Origin of the sequence: Agrobacterium sp. O3.4 (assembly GCF_041414895.1) — a bacterium.
Taxonomy (GTDB): Bacteria; Pseudomonadota; Alphaproteobacteria; order Rhizobiales; family Rhizobiaceae; genus Agrobacterium; species Agrobacterium cucumeris.
The window spans coordinates 1,989,658-2,013,217 of sequence record NZ_JALPZP010000001.1 but is presented as its reverse complement, the minus strand read 5'-3'; the positions used below and the strand labels follow the sequence as shown (position 1 = coordinate 2,013,217).

The following is a 23,560-nucleotide window of genomic DNA, read 5'->3' as shown; positions in this document are numbered from 1 at the left end:
ATGAACGTGTTACCAGCCCTCGCCAACTTCCAAGCAATCCTTGCAGGGCGCCGGGGTGAACTTTTCGTTCCGGGACGGCCACGCATTTTCAGTATGAAGGAATTTGGTCATGGCACGCATCATTCAAACACCCACTGGTTTGGACGCTCTCACATTTGACGATGTGTTGCTGCAGCCCGGGCATTCCGAAGTCATGCCGGGGCAGACGAATATCGCCACCCGCATCGCCCGTGATATCGATCTCAACCTGCCAATCCTGTCTTCCGCCATGGATACGGTCACCGAAGGCCGTCTCGCCATCGCCATGGCCCAGGCCGGCGGCATCGGCGTCATCCATCGCAACCTGACCCCCATCGAACAGGCAGAAGAAGTCCGGCAGGTGAAGAAGTTCGAAAGCGGCATGGTCGTCAACCCGGTCACGATCGGCCCGGATGCGACGCTTGCCGAAGCACAGGCCTTGATGAAGGCGCACGGCATTTCCGGCATTCCGGTGGTTGAAAACGGCGGTGCCGGCGGCCACAAGAACGGCCGCCTCGTCGGCATTCTGACCAACCGCGACGTGCGGTTTGCCTCCGATCCGCAGCAGAAAATCTATGAGCTGATGACCCGCGAAAACCTGGTCACGGTCAAGGAAAGCAGCGTCGATCAGCAGGAAGCGCGCCGGCTCCTGCACAAGCACCGCATCGAAAAGCTGTTGGTTGTAGACCCCAAGGGCAATTGCGTCGGCCTCATCACCGTCAAGGATATCGAGAAGTCGCAGCTGAACCCCAACGCCACCAAGGATGCGCAGGGCCGCCTTCGCGCCGCCGCCGCCATCAGCGTTGGTGCCGATGCCATCGAGCGCGCCGAGCGCCTCATCGATGCCGGCGTCGACCTTCTGGTCGTTGACACAGCACATGGCCATTCGCAGCGCGTGCTGGATGCCGTCTCGCAGGTCAAGAAGATGTCGAACTCGGTTCGCATCATCGCCGGCAACGTCGCGACCGCCGATGGCACCAAGGCGCTGATCGATGCCGGTGCTGACGCCGTCAAGGTCGGTATCGGCCCCGGTTCCATCTGCACGACGCGCATCGTCGCTGGCGTCGGCGTGCCGCAGCTGGCGGCCGTCATGGCTTCGGTGGAAGCGGCCAACGCTGCCGATATTCCCGTCATCGCCGATGGCGGCATCAAGTTCTCGGGCGATCTGGCCAAGGCCATCGCCGCCGGCGCTTCCGCCGTCATGATCGGCTCACTGCTCGCCGGCACGGATGAAAGCCCGGGCGAAGTGTTCCTCTATCAGGGCCGTTCCTTCAAGGCCTATCGCGGCATGGGCTCCGTTGGCGCCATGGCCCGCGGTTCGGCTGATCGTTATTTCCAGGCGGAAGTGCGCGATACGCTGAAGCTCGTGCCTGAAGGCATCGAAGGTCAGGTGCCCTACAAGGGGCCGGTCTCCGGCGTTCTGCACCAGCTGGCCGGTGGCCTCAAGGCCGCCATGGGTTATGTCGGCGGCAGCAACATCAAGGAATTCCAGGAACGCGCCACCTTCGTGCGCATTTCCAGCGCGGGCCTGCGTGAAAGCCACGCCCATGACGTGACGATCACCCGCGAAAGCCCGAACTATCCCGGCGCGGTTTGATCTTTCGAACCGAATCCGTAAAAGATAGACTGAGTATTTGGCGCTCCCCGATTCCAGCCGGATCGGGGGGCGTTTTCACGATTGGGAGAGAAAGCATGTCACCAACGACCGCAATGTTCTGGCCGATGATCGCCCATGTCTTTCTCGTTTTCTGGCTCTATGGCCTGCTGATCGTTCGGCGTAACAAATACACCTTCAAGGATCGCGAATCGGCGATCAAGCTGCGCGACCGGGGCGAAGAGGCGCGCGAGAGCTATCTGGTGAACCGCAATATCGCCAACCAGTTCGAACTGCCTGTCCTGTTCCACATCGCCTGCCTGCTGCTTTACATCACCGATGCGGACAATATCGTCACCATCGTGCTGGCCTGGCTGTTCGTGCTTTCGCGCTACGCCCATTCCTATGTTCATGTCACCAGCAACCGCCTGCGTCAGCGCGGAGCATTGTTCGGCATCGGCTTTGCGCTTGTGGTCTGCCTGTGGGGCTGGCTCGCCATCTGGTTGGCTCTGGAATGAAACAGCATCGTCAGGTTGCTCCATAAGTGAGACAGTCGACGCCTCCAAAATAAGCCGATTTGCGATGGGTCAATTCCATGACGCCCCATCCCCGCTAATCTCTGCCCGCCGTCGAGGATTTCAGGCGAGCAGAGATTGAGGAGTATGTCATGGCAAAAACAATGAAGGCAGCCGTCGTCCGCGCGTTTGGGAAACCGCTGACCATCGAGGAAGTGGCGATACCGGATCCCGGCCCCGGTGAGATTCTCATCAACTACAAGGCGACGGGCGTTTGCCACACCGACCTGCACGCCGCAACGGGCGATTGGCCGGTCAAACCCAACCCGCCCTTCATTCCCGGCCATGAAGGTGCCGGTTATGTCGCAAAAATCGGCGCTGGCGTCACCGGCATCAAGGAAGGTGACCGCGCCGGCACGCCCTGGCTCTACACCGCCTGCGGCTGCTGCATCCCCTGCCGCACCGGCTGGGAAACCTTGTGCCCGAGCCAGAAGAACTCCGGTTATTCCGTTAATGGCAGCTTTGCCGAATATGGCCTTGCCGATCCGAAATTTGTCGGCCGCCTGCCGGATAATCTCGATTTTGGCCCGGCCGCACCCGTGCTTTGCGCCGGCGTCACCGTTTATAAGGGTCTGAAGGAAACCGAAGTCAGGCCCGGTGAATGGGTGGTCATTTCAGGCATTGGCGGCCTTGGTCACATGGCCGTGCAATATGCCAAGGCCATGGGCATGCATGTCGTTGCCGCTGATATTTTCGATGACAAGCTGGCGCTTGCGAAAAAACTCGGAGCCGATGTCACCGTCAACGGCCGTGCGCCTGACGCGGTGGAGCAGGTGCAGAAGGCAACCGGTGGTGTCCACGGCGCGCTGGTGACGGCGGTTTCGCCGAAGGCCATGGAGCAGGCTTATGGCTTCCTGCGCTCCAAGGGCACCATGGCGCTTGTCGGCCTGCCGCCGGGCTTCATCTCCATTCCGGTGTTCGACACGGTGTTGAAGCGCATCACGGTGCGTGGCTCCATTGTCGGCACACGCCAGGATCTGGAGGAGGCGCTGACCTTCGCCGGTGAAGGCAAGGTGGCCGCCCACTTCTCCTGGGACAAGCTGGAAAATATCAACGATATCTTCCATCGCATGGAAGAGGGCAAGATCGACGGCCGTATCGTCGTGGACCTCGCCGCCTGAAGCAAATGGCAGGGCCTGCGGCGCTCACGCAAAAGTGTGGCGCCGCCGCCGCCCGCTGCGTTCCCCGCAGGGCGATCTGCGTTATCCTGCCCGTCACATCCGCGTTCAAGGAGGACAGGCGATGGACAAGCCCAAGATTACGCAGGCCATGATCGACGCTTACGATGAATACACCCATCTCAGCCTCGACCGCCGCAAATTCATGGAAAAGCTCACCTTGCTCGCCGGCTCGGGCGCGGCTGCGGCGGCCATAGCACCGCTCCTTTCAGCCAACAGCGCCCACGCCGCCATCGTCGCACCTGACGATGCGGGGATCGTCGCGGAGGACGTGACCTATCCCGCTCCGGGTGGTGAGATGAAGGGTTATCTCGTCACGCCGAAATCGGTATCGGGGCCGATCGGCTCCGTCATCGTCATCCACGAGAACCGAGGCCTGAACGACCATATCCGCGATGTGGCAAGGCGTGTAGCGCTTGCCGGTTTCCGGGCGCTGGCCGTCGATTTCCTCTCGCCGCAGGGCGGCACGCCCCCGGATGAGGAGAAGGCGCGGCAGATGTTCAGCGGCCTGGATATGGACGCGACCGTCGCCAATGCCGAAGCGGGCCGGGTCTGGCTTGCGGCAAGGCAGGGGGCCAACGGCAAGGTCGGCGCGGTCGGCTTCTGCTGGGGCGGCGGGCTGGTCAACCGTTTCGCCACCAAATCGGCCGGCCTCAATGCCGGCGTCGCCTATTACGGCCAGCAGGCCCCGGCGGCCGACGTGCCAGCCATCAAGGCGCCCTTGCTTTTGCAATATGCGGGTCTCGATGAACGTATCAATGCCGGTATCGATGCCTATAAGAAGGCACTGGAGGAAAACGGCAAGACCTTTGAGATTTTCGTCTATGACGGCGTCAACCATGCCTTCAACAACGATACGTCCTCGGCGCGATATGATAAGGCGGCCGCCGATCTCGCCTGGGGGCGGACGGTGGAGTTTTTCAAGAAATATCTGGCGTGATTGGGTTTTTGGCGGCGCAGGATGTTGGTCATTATCAAGGGCGCGTGGGGCTTTACCCCCTCTGACCTGCCGGGCATCTCCCCTCAAGGGGGGAGATCGGCAGGAGGGGCTACCGCCACTTCACTCTCAACGTTGAGATTGTCTAGACCTAGCCGCGAGTCGATCTCCCCCCTTGAGGGGGAGATGCCCGGCAGGGCAGAGGGTGGTGAAGCCCCACGCACCTTTGGTCCAATCTCAGGGGATGCTCTAAACCCCACCACCCCCACGCTTCAAATGTTCATCCAGCCTCGGCATGATTTCCACGAAATTGCAGGGCAGGTGGCGATAATCGAGCTGGGCTTTCAGAATGCCGTCCCAGGCATCCTTGCAGGCACCCGGTGAGCCGGGCAGCACGAAAATAAAGGTGGCGTTCGCCACGCCGCCGGTTGCGCGTGACTGGATGGTGGCGGTGCCGATCTTGTCATAGGAAATGCGATGGAAAAGCGCGGAAAAACCGTCCATGCGCTTTTCGAACAGCGGTTCCAGCGCCTCGGGCGTCACGTCGCGGCCGGTAAAGCCGGTGCCGCCGGTGGTGATCACCACGTCTACGCCGGTGGCAAGCGTCCAGTCCCGCACCGTGTTGAAAATGGCTTGCCGGTCATCCGGCACGATGGCGCGGGCGGCGAGGCGGTGTCCCGCTTCCTCAAGCCTTGCAACGAGGGTATCGCCGGATTTGTCATTCTCCAGCGTGCGGCTGTCCGACACGGTCAAAACCGCAATGCCGAGGGGAATGAATGGTCTTTCGCCTGCCATGACCTAATCCTCAAATGGTTCTAGTCGCCTGAAGATACCAGCCGGGGCGTTTCTTCCGAAGCGATGTTTCCGCCTTGCAGGCGGCATCGAAGGAATGGAAAACCCCAAAGCAGGTCGCACCCGAACCGGACATGCGGACAAGCGCGGCACCTTCCTGTGACAGCATGCCGATGATCTCGCCGATCTCCGGCAGCAATGTCTGCGCGGGCGGTTGCAGATCGTTGCGGCTTTGCGCCAGAAAATCCACCCAGCCAATTGTCGCATGTGCCGGCAGGCGGGGATTGGTTTTGTTTTGCAGGCGTCGGAATATATCCGGTGTCGCGACGGCTTTCAGCGGATTGGCGAGAACCAGAAACAGGCAGGGCAGATCGGAGACCGGTTCGATCTCCTCGCCAATGCCGCGTGCGATGAGGGGCCGGCTTTCAAGGCACATGGGCACATCCGCGCCGAGTGTGAGCGCGAGCGATGCCAGCCTTTCCGGCTCAATCGTAACCTGCCAGTGTCGCAACAACGCCCGCAGCGTCGCCGCCGCATCGGCCGAACCGCCGCCGATGCCGGAGGCGACCGGAAGGTTCTTCTCGAGGTGAATGGCAACCGGACGGCCTGACTGACCCGTGGCCGCAAGCGCATCACGCAGCCTGTCCCGGGCGCGGGTGACGAGATTATCGCCGCCATCGTCCGTGCGCAGGAGATCGCCAAAAGGGCCGGAGATCGAGAGGGTGTCGGTATCGGCGTCACGAATGCGAATGGTGTCGCCGGCCTCGGTGAATGTCACCAGCGTTTCGAGCAGATGGTAACCATCCGCCCGCTGGCCGGTCACATGCAGTGCCAGATTGATTTTTGCCGGGGCCGCCTCGATGGTCTCGGCCGCCCCGGAAACCTCATGCACACGCATGCGGCATCAGGATTTCTTGTCCGGGGCAGGCACAGGAGCCGGTGCCGGAGGAGCCGGCGGTTGCGGCGCGACGTCCTTCTTGGCGGTATTTTCGGCATCCTTTTCGAGAGGCGGCAGGCCGTTGGCGATCTTTTCCTTCACCTTGGCCTTGTCCACGTCATCGCTGTCGCCGATCAACGCACGGTTCCACTGGTAGACCGCTTCGATCTTGCGGCCCACGCGCCAATAGGCGTCGCCAAGATGGTCGTTGATGGTCGGATCGCCGGCCTTGAGTTCGATTGCCCGCTCCAGTTCGGTCACCGCGTCATCAAAAGCGCCGAGACGATAATGCGCCCAGCCAAGCGAATCGACGATATAACCGTCATTCGGGCGAAGCTCGACGGCGCGGCTGATCATCTTCATGCCTTCGTCGAGATTGATGCCCTTATCCACCCACGAATAACCGAGATAGTTCAGCACCTGCGGCTGTTCCGGGTTCAGTTCCAGCGCCCGCTTGAAATTCGGTTCGGCCTTGTCCCATTCCTTCAGGCGCTCATAGGCGATACCGCGCTGGAAGAACACCGACCAGTCGGATTTCTGCGGCACGGCACCGATCACCTCGATGGCCTTGTCGTAGTTTTCGGCCATGGCCTTGTAGTCCTTGGCGTCCGAAAGCACGCTGCCATAAGCGAGGTAGGAGCGAACGTCCTTCGGGTCGGATTCGAGCAGGGATTTGAGGTGCTGGCGCGCCTCATCCACCTTGCCGGTCTGCGCCAGCGTCAGTCCGAGCTGCAGCTCGGAGATGCGATACATTGGCGAATCCTTCGGCACATCGCGGTAAAACACGATGGCGCGTTCAGGCTGCTTCATGGCTTCAGCAAGCCCGCCGAGAAGAATAAGCGTATCGGGGCTTTTCTGATCGAGCGCGCGTGATGTCTGCAGATAAAGCGTGACGATTTCCTCGGCGCCTTCACGGTTCAATGCCCCGGCAATCGAGAACATGACACTGGCGGCGCCTTCCACCGCATTGGTGATCTGCTGTTCCGGCTTCTCACCCTTTTCGATTGCTTCGCGAAGCGCTTTCAACGGCGCGTAATTCGGCGCGAAAGTATCGCCGACCGCAATCGCGTCCAGCGCCTTCTGCCTGTTGCCGGCGGAAGCCTCGAGGCGTGCCAGCGCCATCACCGCGCGCATATAGGTATCGGACGCCGTTGCGCCGCCTTCGCGATCCGTCACCGCTTCGTTGAGGCTCTTGCGGGCCGCATCGATATTGCCGCTGACAAGGGCGATGGCCGCCGCATTGTATTTCTGGAAGATCGAAATCCAGCCCGGGCCCTTCATGTTGTTGACAAGCGCCAAAGCTTCCTTCGGCTTGCCGGAACCGGCACGCGCCCATGCGGTCAAAAGCGTGTTGACCATGCGGTCAAGATCGTTCGGGCCGGTATATTTCAGGATTTTCTCGGCCTTGGTGAATTCCTTGTCCTTGATGGCGTCAAGGCCACGCACGATGGTCGTCACCCGCTCGACGGACGTATCGTCCTTCATCGAATCGGCGATCTTGGCGCCAGCCTCGAAGTTGCCGCTCAGAAGTTCGGCGATCATCAGCCGCTGGCGGATTTCCGAATTGGCCGGATCGAATTCCAGCGCCTTCTTGTAGAGCGAAATCGCGGTGGGATAGTCCTGATCGACATCGGCATTGCGCCCGGCAAGGAAAGCGCCGGAGAAGGTGTTCACCTTGGCCGGATCGAACGTAACGGCCTTCTCTTCCGTTTTCGCCTTTGTCTCCGCAAGGCCGGGGCTTGCGCCCGCGCCGATTGCGAGAGCAGCGGCAAGAGCCGCGCTGCAGAGAAGACGGAGTGCTGGTTTACGCCGCATGAGGGAACCTTTGCCTTTGTGCGAATGCACGGAAAAATCAGTTTCCATTGTTTGGTCACGATAGAATGGCTTTTTTGAAGCAACCCCGCAAGAAATTATGGCCCGGCCACAATCGCGCCTTGCGAAAAATCCGACCCGAAACATCGGGCGGACGGTCCTGTCCATCCGCCGTTTGCGTGGGCCTTTAGCCTCAGTTCAGACGCTCGATGCAGAAGTCGATCACTTCCAGAAGCGCATTTTTCCACGGGCTCTGTGGCAGCGGCGCCAGCGCATCGCGGGCAATGGTGCCATAATGTGTGGCGCGGCCGATCGTATCGCCAAGACCATTATATTTGGTGATCAGGCCAAGCGCCTTTTCGAGGTTTTCATCGCTGCTTTCGCCCTTTTCGATGGCGTTTCGCCAGAAGGCGCGCTCGTCCTGCGTGCCGCGACGATAGGAAAGGATGACCGGCAGCGTAATCTTGCCTTCGCGGAAATCGTCGCCGGTATTCTTGCCGAGATCGGCGGACTTGCCGCCATAATCGAGGACGTCATCGACGAGCTGGAAGGCGAGGCCGAGATTCATGCCGTAGGATTTGAGCGCGCTGCGGGTTGCCTTGTCGGTCTTGGCGACAATCGGGCCGACTTCCGCCGCAGCCGCAAACAGGGCCGCCGTCTTGGCGCGAATCACCTGCAGATAATCGTCTTCGGTGGTTTCCATGTTCTTGGCGACCGAAAGCTGCAGCACCTCGCCCTCGGCGATGACCGAAGCGGCCGTGGACAGCACATCGAGGGCGTCGAGCGAGCCGACATCCACCATCATGCGGAAGGCCTGGCCGAGCAGGAAGTCGCCGACGAGAACGCTTGCCTGGTTGCCCCAGATGGTGCGGGCGGTGGATTTGCCGCGGCGCAGGTCGCTTTCATCCACCACATCGTCATGCAAAAGCGTCGCCGTGTGCATGAATTCCACGCTGGTGGCGAGCTTGATGTGGTGATCACCCTCGTAACCGAACATCGAGGCCGAAGCGAGCGTCAGCATCGGCCGCAGGCGCTTGCCGCCGGATGAGATCAGATGATTGGCCACCTCGGGTATCATCTGGACATCGGAACCCGCCTTGGAGAGGATAAGCTGGTTCACCCGTTCCATGTCGGGGCGGGTCAGGTCGACAAGCGGCTTGACGGATGCGAGTTTGTTTTTGCTTTCTTCAAGCGGTATGACGACGCCCAAGGGACAGGACTCCTGTTCGAATTTGAATTCGACAATAAAAACTGGCGCCTTGCGCGGCAAGGGGCGAATTGCCGCTAGCCATTCAAAAAGATGGGAATTTAGGGCTTATCCATGCGTGAACTGATCCGTACCAACGATGCCGTGCTGCTCTCCTTCGCTGAAAGCCTGATGAAGGACGCCGGCATCCACTGCCTTGTTGCCGATCAGGCGATGAGCATTCTGGAAGGTTCGCTCGGTCTTTTGCCCCGAAGGTTCCTTGTGGAAGAGGATCGTGCCGATGAGGGCCGACGCATCCTCATCGATGCCGGGCTGGGGGACGAGTTGCGGGGCGAAGAGGCTTAAGGCGACGTGGGCGACGATATTTCCGAAACGATTGACGCCTTTCACCGGGGCCGGTTTCACATCCTTCAGCCGAAGGGCAGGGGGCACCGCGCCGGCATGGACGCCATGCTTCTGGCCTCGCTGGTGGCGGATGACCGCCCCTGCCGGGTAGCAGATCTCGGTGCGGGTGCAGGTGCGGCGGGTTTTGCGGTTGCCGCCCGGCTGGAGACAGCCGGGGTAACGCTTTACGAACGCTCGCCGGAAATGGCGGATTTTGCCCGCCGCAGCCTGTTGCTACCGGAAAACGCTGCTTTTTCCGCTCGGGTAAGCGTGCGCGAGGCCGACGTTACCCTGCGGGCGAAAGCGCGTGTCGAGGCAGGATTGCCCGATGACTATTTTCACCATGTCATCATGAACCCGCCCTATAATGATGCGGGCGACCGCCGCACGCCGGATGCTCTGAAGGCCGAAGCCCATGCCATGACGGAGGGCCTGTTCGAGGACTGGATCAGAACCGCAGGGGCGATCATGGTTTCGGGCGGGCAGCTGTCGCTGATTGCACGGCCGCAATCGGTGGCGGACGTCATTGCCGCCTGCGGCAGCCGCTTCGGCGGCATGGAGATTACCCTCATCCATCCACGTCCTGGCGAGGACGCGGTGCGCATGCTGGTTACGGCCATCAAGGGCTCGCGGGCGAGGCTGTCATTCCGCTCGCCGCTCATCATGCACGAGGCCGACAGCCATGCCTTTACCCCCTTCGTGGATGACCTGAACAATGGCCGCATTGCCTATCGCCGTAATGTAAAGGCAATCAGAGCCGGCTTATAAATATCGCCGTTCCGCCGGCCGCACCATTGTGTTTTCCCGGGCGATACATACATGCCTGACGAACAGGCAAATGCTGCGAGGATTGAGTTGTGGGTTTTTTGAAGTATCTGGTACCGAAACGCTTTCGCAAAAAAGAACTCGTCATCCCTGTCGTGCGCATGCATGGCGCGATCATGGCGGGCGGCAGCCAGTTTCGTCCCGCGCTTAATCTAGCCTCCTATGCGCCGCTGCTTGAAAAGGCCTTCGCCATCAAGGACGCGCCGGCCGTCGCCATTTCGCTCAACTCTCCCGGCGGCTCGCCGGTACAGGCGCGGATGATCTATAATCGCATCCGCCAGCTTGCCGAGGAAAACGACAAGAAAGCCCTGATCTTCGTGGAGGATGTGGCGGCCTCCGGTGGCTACATGATCGCGCTTGCCGGTGATGAGATCATTGCCGACCCCACCTCCATCGTCGGCTCGATCGGCGTCGTCTCCGGCGGTTTCGGTTTTCCGGAAATGCTGCGGAAGATCGGCGTGGAGCGTCGCGTCTACACGGCCGGCGAAAACAAGGTCATCCTCGATCCCTTCCAGCCGGAAAAGGAAGGCGATATCGATTACCTGAAGTCGCTTCAGGTCGAAATCCACAATGTTTTCATTGATATGGTGAAGATGCGCCGCGGCGCGAAACTGGTCGACGATGAGACGATCTTCTCCGGCCTGTTCTGGACCGGCATGCGTGGCCTCGATATCGGCCTGATCGACGGGCTGGGCGACATGCGTGAGGTGTTGCGCCGCCGTTACGGCGAAAAGATCAAGCTTCAGCTCATCAGCGGCGGGCGCACCCTGTTCGGCAAAAAGGTGCCGGGCGTGAATGCGGCACTCGGCCTGAATGGCGAAAGGCTCGCTGCAGGCGCAGTCTCGGGACTTGCGGAGGTTGCCGAAGAAAAGGCATTGTGGTCGCGTTTCGGTCTTTGATATCGCGGGAATAGGGCCTTATGGCGCAGCTGATTACAATCATCCTTCTGGTGGTGGGATCCATCATCCTTTACCGCCGCTTTGTGCGCGACGCGCAAAAGCTGTCCGCAAAATCGAAACAGCGCGAAAAGGAACGCGAGACCGGCGCCATCGGCACGCTGATCAAGGACCCTGAGACGGGCGAATATCGCGTCAAGCGCGAGGATGATGCGTAACCGCGGGCGCGAAGCGAGGCGTTTCGCCGGCATCGGGGCTTAAGTCACAAGTTAACCCAAAAAGCAGCTTGTTCAGATATACCCCAATTTCTGCAAGTATTTTTGCCGGATTTATGCAACTACTGGTCCCCGATATTTGAGATCGATCTGCAGCGCTTCGCCCAAAGCTGGCTGAAGCCGCGCACGAGCTTGCTGGACGGGGTATTTTTTGCAGAAAGTTCATTCCATTCAGTTTTTGCGAGCAGTCGCAGCGCTGGCAGTCATGTTTTTCCACATTGCCGGCACGCCTTTCACGATCGGCGCAGCCGGAGTGGATGTTTTCTTCGTCATATCCGGATTTGTCATGGGGTTGGTCGCTGACAAGTCGCCACCCGGCAAGTTCCTGCGCCATCGTCTCTTCCGTATCGTGCCGCTTTACTGGGCCATCACATTCGTCATGTGCCTTGGCGCACTGGCCGGGGTGTTTTCCACCTTCACTTTCACGATGGAACATCTCTGGAAATCACTGCTCTTCGTCCCCTATGTCAACGCTGCGGGCCAGGTGACGCCGCTGGTGCTGGTGGGCTGGACGCTGAATATGGAGATATTCTTCTATCTTGTATTCGCGCTGGGTCTTGCATTGCGCGCGCCGATCGCCGTAACCGTCGTCATCCTGTCGGCAATGGTGGCCGTGGGGCAGCTGGCGGACTGGCAATCGCCATTCATGCAGATTTGGGCATCGCCCCTGCTGCTGGAATTCCTCGCGGGGCTTATCCTGTCTCGGATTGCCTTTGCGAGCATGCGCAGTGGTATCGCCGCTCTCGCCCTGTCTTTTGTCGGGTTTGCTTTTGCGGCGGGTATCGGTGAGCAATTTGGTCTTTTGCGTATCGTGAGCTGGGGCCTGCCTGCCTTTCTGCTCGTCGCGGGTTGTGTCTGGATCGAAAGAGCCGGTGGCTGGCCTGAAGCGTGGCTGAAGCCTTTCGAAATTGTCGGCGACGCCTCCTATGCGCTTTATCTCCTGCACGGGCTGGTCATTTCGATCGTCCTGAAGGTCATAGCACCGGGTTTTGCGGCGAGCATCGTGATCGTTGTCGTTGCGCTGGCTGTGTCTATTGCGGCGCATATTCTGTTTGAAAAGCCGGTCATCAGGCTTTTCAGAAAGTTCGCAGATCGCGGCATCGCAAGTTCACGGGCGGAGGCGGCGGGCTGATCCCCCACTGCTGCGGGTCGCCGTTTCGCATAAAACCTTGACCCTCAGGCCATGCCGTGGCACCAGTCCGCATCCGAAGTAAGTCAGTGCTTACTTGTCCTCCTAACGCCGCGATGACTGCAATGACCGATATTCCAGACCATATGAACCCGAAGCGTTCCTTTCAGGCGCTGATCCTGACGCTGCATAATTACTGGGCCGACAAGGGCTGCGCGGTGTTGCAGCCTTACGATATGGAAGTGGGCGCGGGTACGTTTCATCCGGCAACGACGCTGCGCGCACTCGGCCCGAAGCCGTGGAAGGCCGCTTATGTGCAGCCATCACGTCGTCCTTCCGACGGCCGTTACGGTGAAAACCCCAACCGTTTGCAGCATTATTACCAGTATCAGGTCATTCTGAAGCCCAACCCTTCGAACCTGCAGGAACTCTATCTCGGTTCGCTGAAGGCGATCGGCCTCGATCCCTTGCTGCACGATGTGCGCTTCGTTGAGGACGACTGGGAAAGCCCGACGCTCGGCGCCTGGGGTCTTGGCTGGGAATGCTGGTGCGACGGCATGGAAGTGTCGCAGTTCACTTACTTCCAGCAGGTTTGCGGCATTGAATGCTCGCCGGTCGCTGGCGAACTGACCTACGGTCTGGAGCGTCTGGCCATGTATGTTCAGGGCGTCGACAACGTCTACGACCTGAATTTCAACGGCCGCGAGGGCGAAGAGAAGATTTCTTATGGCGACGTCTTCCTGCAGGCCGAGCAGGAATATTCCCGTCACAACTTCGAATTTGCCGATACGGCCATGTTGCATCGCCATTTCATCGACGCCGAAAAGGAATGCCAGGCGCTTCTCGCCGCCGGTGCGCCCGGTGACAACGACAACCAGCGCCTGCACAAATGCGTTTTCCCGGCCTATGACCAGTGCATCAAGGCAAGCCACGTCTTCAACCTTCTGGATGCGCGCGGCGTGATCTCGGTTACCGAACGCCAGAGCTATATTCTGCGCGTACGCACGCTGGCGAAAGCTTGTGGCGAAGCCTTCCTGCTGACGGATGCGGGCGGGCTGAACTGGAACAGGGCCGCCTGACGATCTATCTAAGGCGGACAACAGTCTAACGTGCGGACGCCGCTCATGGCGTCCGCGCCTCTTGAGGAGGGGTCGGGAATGTTCATCACGCTGGCAATCATCGCGGCAATCGCGCTTTATGTCGTCTTCATCTATAACGGCCTCGTCAAGGCGCGGCAGATGAAGGAAGAGGCGTGGTCGGGCATCGACGTGCAGCTGAAACGCCGCGCCGATCTCATTCCCAACCTCATCGAGACCGTAAAAGGTTATGCCGCGCATGAAAAAACCACCTTCGAGGAGGTGATCGCCATGCGCAACCGCGCGCAGGCCGTGCCGGCGGGCGATGTCGAGGGTCGTGCACAGGCGGAAGGCCTGTTGTCGCAGGCGCTCGGTAAACTCTTTGCACTCGCCGAAGCCTATCCCGACCTCAAGGCCAACACGAATTTTCTGGAATTGCAGCGTTCGCTTGAAACCATCGAAGGCGAGCTCCAGATGTCGCGCCGTTATTACAATGGTGCGGCGCGCGATCTCAACGTCAAGGTGGAGAGCTTCCCGTCCAATCTGGTCGCCGGCCAGTTCGGGTTTTCCAAGGCACCTTATTTCGAGATCGACAATCCGGCCGACCGCGCCGTGCCGACGGTGAAATTCTGAGGACGCCGTTCCTCTGACGGTTTAAAAACCTCCCGCTCAAATTCCGATAATCCGGCTCCGTGCCGCATTCTTTGACAAGACGACGATCATGATCGAACTGACCATCACCCCGCCCGGCCACCCGCTTTCCGGCAAGGTTGAGCCGCCCGGCTCCAAATCCATCACCAACCGCGCGCTTCTGCTCGCCGGCCTCGCCAAGGGCAAAAGCCGCCTGACCGGGGCGCTGAAGAGCGACGACACGCTTTACATGGCCGAAGCCCTGCGCGAGATGGGCGTGAAGGTAACCGAGCCTGATGCGACGACGTTTGTGGTGGAAGGCACGGGCGTTTTGCAACAGCCGGAAAAGCCGCTTTTCCTCGGCAATGCCGGTACCGCCACGCGCTTCCTCACCGCCGCTGCCGCACTTGTCGATGGTGCCGTCATCATCGATGGTGACGAGCACATGCGCAAACGCCCGATCATGCCGCTGGTGGAGGCGCTGCGCTCCCTCGGTGTCGAGGCGGAAGCGCCGACCGGCTGCCCGCCCGTCACTGTCTGTGGCAAGGGCACGGGTTTCCCGAAAGGCAGCGTCACCATCGATGCCAACCTTTCCAGCCAATATGTGTCAGCGCTTCTGATGGCCGCCGCCTGCGGCGACAAGCCGGTCGATATCATCCTCAAGGGCGAGGAAATCGGCGCGAAAGGTTATATCGACCTCACCACCTCGGCCATGGAAGCCTTCGGCGCCAAGGTGGAGCGGGTCAGCAACGCCATCTGGCGCGTACATCCCACCGGCTATACGGCAACCGATTTCCACATCGAGCCGGATGCTTCCGCCGCCACCTATCTCTGGGGTGCGGAACTGTTGACCGGCGGCGCGATCGATATCGGCACGCCCGCCGACAAGTTCACCCAGCCGGATGCCAAAGCCTATGAGGTCATGGCCAAGTTTCCGCATCTGCCCGCCGAAATCGACGGCTCGCAGATGCAGGACGCCATTCCCACCATCGCGGTCCTCGCTGCCTTCAACGAAACGCCGGTGCGCTTCGTCGGCATCGCCAACCTGCGTGTCAAGGAATGCGACCGCATCCGCGCCGTCTCGCTCGGGCTCAACGAAATCCGTAGCGGTCTGGCGCATGAGGAAGGCGACGACCTGATCGTGCATTCCGATCCGGCGCTGGCGGGCCAGACGGTGAATGCCTCCATCGATACTTTCGCCGACCACCGCATCGCCATGAGTTTTGCGCTGGCGGCGCTGAAGATCGGCGGCATCGCCATCCAGAACCCTGCCTGCGTGGGCAAGACCTATCCGGCTTACTGGAAAGAGCTCGCCTCGCTCGGCGTCGAGTACACGGAAAAGGAAAGCGCTGCCGAACCGCAGCACTGAACGTATTGAGGAGGGACTGCCCCGTGAAGACCATCGCCGCAAGACTTCTCGCGTTGTTCGTCTTCCTGGGCGCGGCCTTTCCGGCCCTGGCGGAAGAATTCATCCGCTCCTATCATTCCGTCGTCGAGGTGGCGGCGGATGGCAAGCTGGCGGTGACGGAAACCATCACCGCGCGCGCCGAAGGGCAGAACATCAAGCGCGGCATCTTCCGCGATTTCCCGCTTTATGCGCTGGATGCGAATAACCGCCGCACCAAGGTGGATTTCAACGTCGTTTCTGTGGAGCGCGATGGAGCTCCGGAAAACTGGCGCACCGAAACTATCGATGGCGGCATCCGCATCTATACCGGCAGCGCCGACCGTTTTCTGCCGACCGGCGAACATATCTTCCAGATCACCTACACGACCGCCCGGCAAATCCGTTATTTCAGCGATTATGACGAGCTGACCTGGAACGTCACCGGCAATGGCTGGCAGTTCCCGATGGGCGAGATTTCCGCGACCGTGGTTTTGCCTGAGGGCGTTAAGGCGACAGACACCAACGTCTTTACCGGACCACTCGGTGCAAAAGGCAAGGACGCCCGCATCCTCAGCGAAGGCAACGAGGTGTTCTTCGCCTCCACCCGCCCGTTTACGGTGGGCGAGGGCATGACGATTGCCGTCAAGCTGCCGAAGGGCGCAATTGCAGCACCCGATACCTCGCAGGAGGCGGGCTGGTGGCTGCGCGACAATCTGGCCATCCTGCTTTCGGGAGGCGGGCTTTTTGTCGTGCTGCTTTATTATCTGCGGGCGTGGTTCGCGGTGGGCCGTGATCCCGCAAAGGGCGTGGTGGTGCCGCGCTGGGATGCACCGGAGGGGCTTTCCCCGGCTTTGGTCAATTACGTCGATAACCGCGGTTTTTCCGGCGCGGGCTGGACGGCGCTCTCCGCCTCGGCCCTTGATCTCGCGGTCAAAGGCTATGTCGTTCTGGAGGATCTGAAGAATTCCATCGTCATCCGCCGCACGGAAAAGGCAACCGCCGCCGATCTGCCGACCGGGCAGAAGACGCTGCTTTCCGCCATCGGCGGTGCAGGCAAGGTACTGACCATCGACAAGGCCCATGGGGCGGAAGTCGAGAAGGTCGGCACGCAGTTCCGTGCGGCGATAGAAAAGGAACATCGCGGCAAATATTACCGCAGCAATGCCGGTTATATCGTTTTCGGTATCTTCCTCAGCATCGCCATCATCATCGCGACGCTGGTGTTTGGCGATCTTGATGAAAGCGCCATTGCCGCCATACTGGTGTTCGGCTTTTTCTCTTTCTTCTTCAGCATCCTGTCGATCGGTATCGGCCGGCAGTTTTCGCGTGGCGCGCCACTGCGCAAGCGCATCGGCGGCATCGTCATGCTGGCCTTTGCCGGTTTCGTGGCCTTTTCAGCCATTGGCGGTATTGCCACGCAAATCCTGCTGGATGTCACGCATGATACCAAGTCGCTGGCGCTGACCGCCATCGGCGGCATCGTGCTCACCAATGCGCTGTTCCTGTTTCTTATGGGCGCGCCGACGCCGCTCGGCCGCAAACTGATGGACGGCATCGAAGGGCTTAGAACCTATCTGACGCTGGCGGAAAAAGACCGGATGAACATGGCGAGCGCTCCCGCCATGTCGCCGCAACATTTCGAGACGCTGCTGCCCTATGCCGTGGCGCTCGGCGTCGAAAAGCCCTGGAGCCGCACCTTCGAGACCTGGCTTGCGACAGCCGCCGCCGGTGCCGCAGTGGCAAGTTATGCGCCCGGCTGGTATTTGGGCAGCAATTACGGCAGCTTCGGCGACAGGATCGGCGGCTTTTCCACCTCCATGGCAAGCACCATCGCCTCCACCATCCCACAACCCGTCAGCTCGTCCAATTCCAGCTTTTCGGGCGGTGGCGGCGGCGGCGGTTTTTCGGGCTCCGGCGGCGGCGGTGGTGGCGGCGGCGGCTGGTGATGCGCGCCGGCGGTAATTTAACCGAATGCCTTGGTGACTTTTGCCGCGTTGCTTGCTAAGCCGACCGCTGTCGCTTTTCGCGGCATACATCGTCCGACAAAAGATACAAAGATAAAGTCCTTATCCCATGCCCGATCTTCTGCTTGAACTTCGCTCCGAGGAAATCCCCGCCCGCATGCAGCGCAAGGCGGCGGGCGATCTGAAGAAACTCGTCACCGATGCCTTGGTGGAGAGAGGGCTGACCTATGAGGGCGCGCGCGAATATTGGACGCCGCGCCGCCTGACGCTGGATATTCGCGGCCTCAACGCCCGCTCCGCCGATGTGCGCGAAGAAAAGAAGGGCCCGCGCACCGACGCTAATGAAAAGGCCATCGAAGGCTTTTTGCGCGGCGCCGGTCTCAATGATATCTCGGAAGCCCAGGTCGTTTCCGACCCGAAGAAGGGCGATTTCTACGTCGCCATCATCAACAAGCCCGGCCGCCCGGCGGAAGAGATCATTGCCGAGGTGATGCCCGGCATCATCCGCTCCTTCCCCTGGCCGAAATCCATGCGCTCCGGCCCGGCCTCCATGCCGAAGGGTTCCAGCTATGCCGGCATCGAAGGCAAGGGCTCCGAAAGCCTTCGCTGGGTGCGCCCGCTGCAATCCATCGTCTGCCTGTTCGGCCCCGAGCATGACGAGACGCAGGTCATTCCTTTCGTGATTGACGGCATCGTCGCCGGAAACGTCACCTATGGCCACCGTTTCCATGCGCCGGGCCCGATCACCGTGCGCCGTTTCGAGGACTATGTCTCGAGCCTCGAAAAGGCCAAGGTCATTCTCGATGCCGAGCGCCGCAAGGATATCATCCTGCATGACGCCAAGGACCTGGCCTTTGCCAATGGTCTCGATCTGGTCGAAGACGAAGGCCTGCTGGAAGAAGTCTCCGGCCTTGTCGAATGGCCGCAGGTGCTGATGGGCACCTTCGAGGAAGATTACCTGCAGATCCCGGCGGAAATCATCCGCCTCACCATCAAGACCAACCAGAAGTGTTTCGTTACCCGCAATCAGGGTGCGGAAGAAGGCCTTTCCAACCGCTTCATCCTGATCTCGAATATCGAGGCAAGCGATGGCGGCAAGGAAATCATCCACGGCAACGGCAAGGTCGTGCGCGCCCGCCTGTCGGATGCCCGCCATTTCTGGAACCGCGACCAGGGCGATCTGCCCGATCTCGACACCTTGAAGGATTCGGCCGCGAAATTCAGCCTCGATCTCAAGAAGCCGCTCGACCAACGCATGGCGAAGCTCGATGCGCTGAACGTGACGTTCCATGCCAAGCTCGGTTCTCAGGGCGAACGCGTTACCCGCATCCGTGAACTGGCGAAGGCGCTGGCCCCCGTCGTTGGTGCCGATGAAGCGCTGGTAGACCGCGCCGTGGTGCTGGCCAAGGCCGACCTGCGCACCGAAGCCGTCGGCGAATTCCCTGAGCTTCAGGGCCTGATGGGCCGCAAATATGCGGCGCTGCAGGGCGAAAACGAAAGCGTCGCCGCGGCCATCGAAGACCACTATAAGCCGCAAGGCCCTTCGGATCGCCTGCCGGCCGACAAGGTGGCGATCACGGTCGCTTTGGCCGACAAGCTCGATACCCTCGTGGGTTTCTGGGCCATCGATGAAAAGCCCACCGGTTCGAAGGACCCCTTCGCTCTGCGCCGTGCGGCGCTGGGCGTGGTGCGGATTATTCTGGAGCGGAATGTTCGGCTGCCAATAGCGGACATTTTCGAACCATGGCTAAAGCACGTTACGGAAAACGTGACTTTCGCGAAAAATCCGGATGACGTCATGTTCGAAGTGGAGGCTGATCTTCTGGCCTTCTTCCATGATCGCCTGAAAGTCTATCTCCGCGACCTCGGTGCCCGTTACGATCTGATCGACGCCGTCCTGACACCGGAATCCGATGATCTCCTGTTGATCGCCCGCCGTGTCGAGGCGCTTACCGCCTTCATCACCGGCGAGGATGGCCGTAACCTTCTGGCGGGCGCCAAGCGCGCCACCCAGCTTCTGGCCGCCGAGGAAAAGAAGGGCACCGTGGTTGCCGATGGCGTCTCTGAAGAGCTGCTGAAGCTCGACGCCGAAAAGGCGCTTTACGCGGCGATCAAGTCTGCCTCTGCCGATGCCGCGAAGGCTGTCGAAGGTGAGGATTTCCGCTCGGCCATGCAGGCGCTTTCGACGCTGCGTGCGCCGGTCGACAAGTTCTTCGAGGATGTGCTGGTCAATGACGAGGATGCGGCCATCCGCGCCAACCGTCTGGCGCTGCTGAAGGCCATCCGCGAGGCAACCGGTACGGTTGCGGATTTCTCGAAGATTACGGGGTGATGGATTGGGTGGCCGGGTATGTCAGCGTACTTGGTTCACCCCCCTCTGTCCTGCCGGACATCTCCCCCTCAAGGGGGGAGATCGAATCGTGGCGACCTCTCGGTGATCTTTGAGGTTGCGAATTTTTGCAGAGAGCCAGCTTCTTGCCGATCTCCCCCCTTGAGGGGGAGATGTCCGGCAGGACAGAGGGGGTAAGCAGCAACCGCGACTCTCACAGAATGGCTCCCAATTGACCCAAACGCCTCCCCAAATCCTCATCAGCGCCTGCCTCCTCGGCCAGCCCGTCCGCTATGACGGCAAGGGCAAACCCCTGTCCCACCCCACAATAGAGCGCTGGCGAAGCGAGGGCAGGCTGGTGACGATCTGTCCGGAAATGGCCGGCGGCATGCCCGTTCCGCGCCCGCCGGCGGAAATCGAAAATGGTGCCTCCGGTCTCGATGTGCTGGAGGGCCGCGCCCGAGTGCTGGAGGTGACCGGCGGCGATGTCACGGCGGAATTTATCGCCGGTGCGGAAAAGGCGCTTGCCTTTGCCAAAGCCAATTGCTGCACCCATGCGCTGCTGATCGATGGCAGCCCGTCCTGCGGCTCGGTCGCGATCTATGACGGTTCGTTCTCCGGCCTTAAACATCCGGGCAACGGCGTGACGGCGGCGCTGCTCGAAAAAGCCGGTATTGCCGTATTTTCACCTGCTGATATCGATCGTCTCGATGCGCTGACCCGCTGAAATGAGGTGCCGCAAACACGGCATCGCCAGCTTCTCGACGTGGTAAATACTCTCTGCCGTCATCCTCGACCTTGAGGCAAGGATCCACAATGCAATCTGGCCATGGGTCCTCGGGTCGAGCCCGGGGATGACGCCGAATATGTAGGGAACATTTTGGAGAGCATATAAAAATGCCGGGTCTGTGCCCGGCATTTTTGTTTCAATCGCATGAGACCGTTCGCGGTCACCCCGCCATACGCATCTGCTCTGCCATGCCGTGAAGCTGGTGGCCGGAGGAGACGCGGAAGCCCCGGATGAGGTTCAGCAGTTCTTCCGTGTCCACGGCCAGCGCTTCGGCCGAAGCCGTGGTTTCTTCCGCCATGGCGGCATTGTGCTGGGTGGCGACGTCGAGCTGGTTGAGGGATGAGGAGATCGAGCGCAATGTCGTATCCTGTTCGGCGGCCGAATGGGCGATCTTGCTGACGATCTCGTTTGCGGATTTGATCTGGTCCGAAATGCGTTTCAGCGCATCGCCGGCCTCTCCGACAAGACGCACGCCGTTTTCCACCTGGGCAGAAGAACGGGCGATCTGGTCCTTGATTTCCTTGGCAGCGGCGGCGGATTTCTGCGCCAGTTCGCGCACTTCCTGCGCCACCACGGCAAAACCCTTACCGGCTTCACCGGCACGTGCTGCCTCCACGCCGGCATTCAGCGCCAGAAGGTTGGTCTGGAAGGCGATGTCGTCGATCACGCCGATGATGTTCGAAATCTGGTCGGAAGATTGCTCGATGCCGCTCATCGCTGATATCGCCTCTTCCACCACCCGGTCGCTGCGCATGGTCTCCGAGCTGACGGTGGTGACGCGCTTGGCGGCGTCTGCCGCGCCTTCGGCCGTCTGGCGTACCGCAACCGTCAATTCGTCCAGCGCCGCGGACGTCTCTTCCAGATTGGCAGCCTGCCGTTCGGTGCGCTGCGAAAGCTCGTTGGAGGCCTTGCGGATTTCTTCCTTGGAGCCGCCAATATCGATGCTCTTGGAATTCACCTTGGCCATGGCGGCATCAAGATGGGTCAGGGCCTCGTTGAAATTGTCGCGCAGCGCCGCATAACGGTTGCCGAGATCGCCGCAACGCACGGTCAGATCGCCGCCCGCCAGCTTTTCCAGCGCCTCGCCGATGGTGGTGACGACGCGGGCCTGCAATGCGGCTTCGTCGCGCTGCATGTCGAGATTGTTCTGGCGCTCGGTGTCGAGCTGGTTCTGCTGTTCTTCCTGCCGGCGCTGCATGGCGTGGCGCTCGCGCACCTTGTCCTGCAGCGAAGCGGTGGCCTTCGCCATCATGCCCACTTCGTTGGTGAGGCCGGTGTGAGGAATGGTGAGCGAGACGTTTTCATTGGCCACTTCACCAAGCGCACGGTGAATATCGCCGAGCGGTTTCGAAATGCCACGGATGACATAGAAGGCGGCGGCAAGCGCCAGCACGAAGATGGCGGCACCGATGGACAGCGCCTTCATCACCTCGCCGCGGACCTGCGCATTCAGATCATCGATATAAACGCCGGTCGCGACCACCACCTGCCAGGGTTCGAATGCAAGCGCATAGGAACTTTTGGCGTAGTCATTGCCTTCCATGCCGGGCTTCGGGCCATAAAAACTCGTCTGGCCGCCGCCGTTGCGGCCAAGCCGCACCAGCTCGTCACGATAAGCGAAGCCCTTGCTGTCTGGTTTGCCCTTGTAGTTTTCGCCAACCCGCTTGGCATCGGGATGAAACTTCATCGTCACGTCATAGTCGTAACCGAACAGATAGCCATCAGGGGTGAACCGCATGGCGCTGACGGTGGCGTAAGCCTGTTTCATGGCTTCTTCCCGCGAGAGCGTTCCGGCCGTTTCCTTGTCATGGAAGGATTGCAGAATGGAAATCGCCGATTGCACCTGCGTCCGCAGCATGCCGTAGCGTTCCTCATAGATCGCATCGGTGGCGGATTTCAGCTGGTAAAAGGTCGCTACGGAGAAAGCGGCCATAAGGGCCACCACGAGCACGATCAGTTGACGGGAGATGGAGAGATTCTTCATGGGCGCTCACAAACGTTTTGCGTCGCGGCCTTGAAAGGCCGCGAGCTGCCGAAGTTTCGGAAATGGAAAGGGCGCCTGATGCGCGGTGATGGACCTGAAAAGCGAGCGTCCGCCCCAGGCCTCATATTGTGCTGCATTGCACCATGAAGTCACTTAGCGACCAAAAATTTGAATAAATATTTAATTAGCGGAAGCTTTATCAGCTTGGCTGACAGAATAACGGCCGGAAAATATATTATTCCCCGAATGGTTGCCGAGGCTTACGACAAATACAGCAATGACGCGATTATTTGACGTTTGTCAGGAAGGTGCGCCTAGTGCTGCCCGTCAGTTGCCACGCAATTTGAAATCCGGGAATTCGGGTGGGGCGACCACCGAAGCGCTGGCTGGAGCTGCGGCATTATCGGTAGAGATTTCCTTGACGCCGGCGGTCGTCGTCGTCACGTCGATACCGGCAGGTGTCGAAACCGTTTCTTGAGGATGCGCCACGGGTTCGGCATCGTCATAGGTTGCGATTGCGGAGCTGGAGGTTTCCGGCATCCATGCGGGATTGGTGCTGACGAAGGTAACCGGCGCACCTCCGAGCCATGCCTCGGTGCGGATGAGTGTGCGTTTGCCGTCGACTTCGCGCATTTCGGTGTGTTGCGTGCCCGGCTCGATCGAAGGAATGGCATAACCCTGCGCTGTGGTCTTGTCTTTCACCGGTTCGCAGTCCGTGCAGTCACGGCGAATGAAGCTGCCATTGCTGGTATGCACGCCATTGATATATTCGATGGAAGACGCCATGGCCGACCCGCTGGTCAGCGCGATAATGGCTGTCAAAAGAAGACGACGCATCGAA

Annotated in this window: 21 protein-coding genes; 15 read left to right on the top strand and 6 right to left on the bottom strand. The window is 60.3% G+C overall.

All coding sequences use genetic code 11. The features are described 5' to 3' along the window. The first annotated feature begins 109 nt into the window (after nucleotides 1-109). The 4 genes from guaB (at nucleotide 110) to M0412_RS09735 (ending at nucleotide 4,305) form a co-directional block, all read left to right on the top strand. Nucleotides 110-1,615: an IMP dehydrogenase gene (gene guaB / locus M0412_RS09750; protein ID WP_142841206.1), complete on the top strand. Its 1,506-nt coding sequence runs from the start codon at nucleotides 110-112 to the stop codon at nucleotides 1,613-1,615. Nucleotides 1,616-1,728: 113 nt separating this feature from the next. Further along, nucleotides 1,729-2,130: an MAPEG family protein gene (locus M0412_RS09745; protein WP_161991334.1), complete on the top strand. Its 402-nt coding sequence runs from the start codon at nucleotides 1,729-1,731 to the stop codon at nucleotides 2,128-2,130. Between the two features lie 149 nt (nucleotides 2,131-2,279). Next, nucleotides 2,280-3,308, top strand: a complete 1,029-nt coding sequence (gene adhP / locus M0412_RS09740; RefSeq protein ID WP_110755438.1) for an alcohol dehydrogenase AdhP — start codon at nucleotides 2,280-2,282, stop codon at nucleotides 3,306-3,308. Between the two features lie 121 nt (nucleotides 3,309-3,429). Continuing rightward, on the top strand, nucleotides 3,430-4,305 hold the full coding sequence (locus tag M0412_RS09735) for a dienelactone hydrolase family protein (protein ID WP_142841210.1): 876 nt from the start codon (nucleotides 3,430-3,432) through the stop codon (nucleotides 4,303-4,305). A gap of 246 nt (nucleotides 4,306-4,551) precedes the next feature. On the opposite strand, the gene moaB is transcribed toward M0412_RS09735, so the two are convergent. The 4 genes from moaB to M0412_RS09715 all read right to left on the bottom strand — a co-directional run bounded on the left by moaB (nucleotide 4,552) and on the right by M0412_RS09715 (nucleotide 9,053). Next, nucleotides 4,552-5,097, bottom strand: a complete 546-nt coding sequence (gene moaB, locus M0412_RS09730) for a molybdenum cofactor biosynthesis protein B (RefSeq protein WP_142841212.1) — start codon at nucleotides 5,095-5,097, stop codon at nucleotides 4,552-4,554. A gap of 10 nt (nucleotides 5,098-5,107) precedes the next feature. Continuing rightward, nucleotides 5,108-5,992, bottom strand: a complete 885-nt coding sequence (locus M0412_RS09725) for a 4-(cytidine 5'-diphospho)-2-C-methyl-D-erythritol kinase (RefSeq protein WP_142841214.1) — start codon at nucleotides 5,990-5,992, stop codon at nucleotides 5,108-5,110. 6 nt (nucleotides 5,993-5,998) lie between these two features. Further along, on the bottom strand, nucleotides 5,999-7,894 hold the full coding sequence (locus M0412_RS09720; RefSeq protein ID WP_161991323.1) for a tetratricopeptide repeat protein: 1,896 nt from the start codon (nucleotides 7,892-7,894) through the stop codon (nucleotides 5,999-6,001). A 142-nt stretch (nucleotides 7,895-8,036) separates the two neighbouring features. Then, complete coding sequence (locus tag M0412_RS09715) at nucleotides 8,037-9,053, bottom strand: polyprenyl synthetase family protein (RefSeq protein ID WP_035219036.1); 1,017 nt, start codon at nucleotides 9,051-9,053, stop codon at nucleotides 8,037-8,039. A gap of 111 nt (nucleotides 9,054-9,164) precedes the next feature. Between M0412_RS09715 and M0412_RS09710 the strand changes: the two genes are divergently transcribed. From M0412_RS09710 to M0412_RS09660, 11 genes are all read left to right on the top strand, one after another. Then, nucleotides 9,165-9,395 carry a DUF2007 domain-containing protein gene (locus tag M0412_RS09710; protein WP_142841218.1) on the top strand — a complete coding sequence of 77 codons (231 nt, stop codon included), beginning with the start codon at nucleotides 9,165-9,167 and terminating at the stop codon, nucleotides 9,393-9,395. A gap of 6 nt (nucleotides 9,396-9,401) precedes the next feature. Continuing rightward, complete coding sequence (locus M0412_RS09705) at nucleotides 9,402-10,202, top strand: tRNA1(Val) (adenine(37)-N6)-methyltransferase (RefSeq protein ID WP_269698616.1); 801 nt, start codon at nucleotides 9,402-9,404, stop codon at nucleotides 10,200-10,202. Between the two features lie 89 nt (nucleotides 10,203-10,291). Beyond that, nucleotides 10,292-11,158: a S49 family peptidase gene (locus tag M0412_RS09700; RefSeq protein WP_269698615.1), complete on the top strand. Its 867-nt coding sequence runs from the start codon at nucleotides 10,292-10,294 to the stop codon at nucleotides 11,156-11,158. 20 nt (nucleotides 11,159-11,178) lie between these two features. After that, on the top strand, nucleotides 11,179-11,373 hold the full coding sequence (locus tag M0412_RS09695; RefSeq protein WP_046800646.1) for an NfeD family protein: 195 nt from the start codon (nucleotides 11,179-11,181) through the stop codon (nucleotides 11,371-11,373). 208 nt (nucleotides 11,374-11,581) lie between these two features. Further along, nucleotides 11,582-12,562: an acyltransferase gene (locus M0412_RS09690; protein WP_142841222.1), complete on the top strand. Its 981-nt coding sequence runs from the start codon at nucleotides 11,582-11,584 to the stop codon at nucleotides 12,560-12,562. 113 nt (nucleotides 12,563-12,675) lie between these two features. Continuing rightward, nucleotides 12,676-13,638 (top strand): glycine--tRNA ligase subunit alpha, encoded by a 963-nt coding sequence (locus M0412_RS09685; RefSeq protein WP_035218800.1) that lies wholly within the window; start codon nucleotides 12,676-12,678, stop codon nucleotides 13,636-13,638. 78 nt (nucleotides 13,639-13,716) lie between these two features. Beyond that, nucleotides 13,717-14,268: a LemA family protein gene (locus M0412_RS09680; RefSeq protein ID WP_269698614.1), complete on the top strand. Its 552-nt coding sequence runs from the start codon at nucleotides 13,717-13,719 to the stop codon at nucleotides 14,266-14,268. A gap of 88 nt (nucleotides 14,269-14,356) precedes the next feature. Further along, nucleotides 14,357-15,634 carry a 3-phosphoshikimate 1-carboxyvinyltransferase gene (locus M0412_RS09675; protein ID WP_269698613.1) on the top strand — a complete coding sequence of 426 codons (1,278 nt, stop codon included), beginning with the start codon at nucleotides 14,357-14,359 and terminating at the stop codon, nucleotides 15,632-15,634. A gap of 23 nt (nucleotides 15,635-15,657) precedes the next feature. Beyond that, on the top strand, nucleotides 15,658-17,598 hold the full coding sequence (locus tag M0412_RS09670; protein WP_269698612.1) for a DUF2207 domain-containing protein: 1,941 nt from the start codon (nucleotides 15,658-15,660) through the stop codon (nucleotides 17,596-17,598). A gap of 127 nt (nucleotides 17,599-17,725) precedes the next feature. Then, nucleotides 17,726-19,948, top strand: coding sequence for a glycine--tRNA ligase subunit beta (gene glyS / locus M0412_RS09665; protein WP_269698611.1), 2,223 nt, complete (start codon nucleotides 17,726-17,728; stop codon nucleotides 19,946-19,948). Between the two features lie 229 nt (nucleotides 19,949-20,177). Beyond that, a complete protein-coding gene (locus M0412_RS09660) occupies nucleotides 20,178-20,672 on the top strand; it encodes a DUF523 domain-containing protein (RefSeq protein WP_269698610.1) in 495 nt (164 codons plus the stop codon). 223 nt (nucleotides 20,673-20,895) lie between these two features. On the opposite strand, the gene M0412_RS09655 is transcribed toward M0412_RS09660, so the two are convergent. Together M0412_RS09655 and M0412_RS09650 are read right to left on the bottom strand one after the other, a co-directional pair. Continuing rightward, nucleotides 20,896-22,719, bottom strand: a complete 1,824-nt coding sequence (locus M0412_RS09655) for a methyl-accepting chemotaxis protein (RefSeq protein WP_269698609.1) — start codon at nucleotides 22,717-22,719, stop codon at nucleotides 20,896-20,898. 327 nt (nucleotides 22,720-23,046) lie between these two features. Further along, entirely contained in the window at nucleotides 23,047-23,556 is a 510-nt protein-coding gene (locus tag M0412_RS09650) for a plant virulence effector HPE1-like domain-containing protein (protein ID WP_269698608.1), read from the bottom strand. Nucleotides 23,557-23,560: the final 4 nt, after the last annotated feature.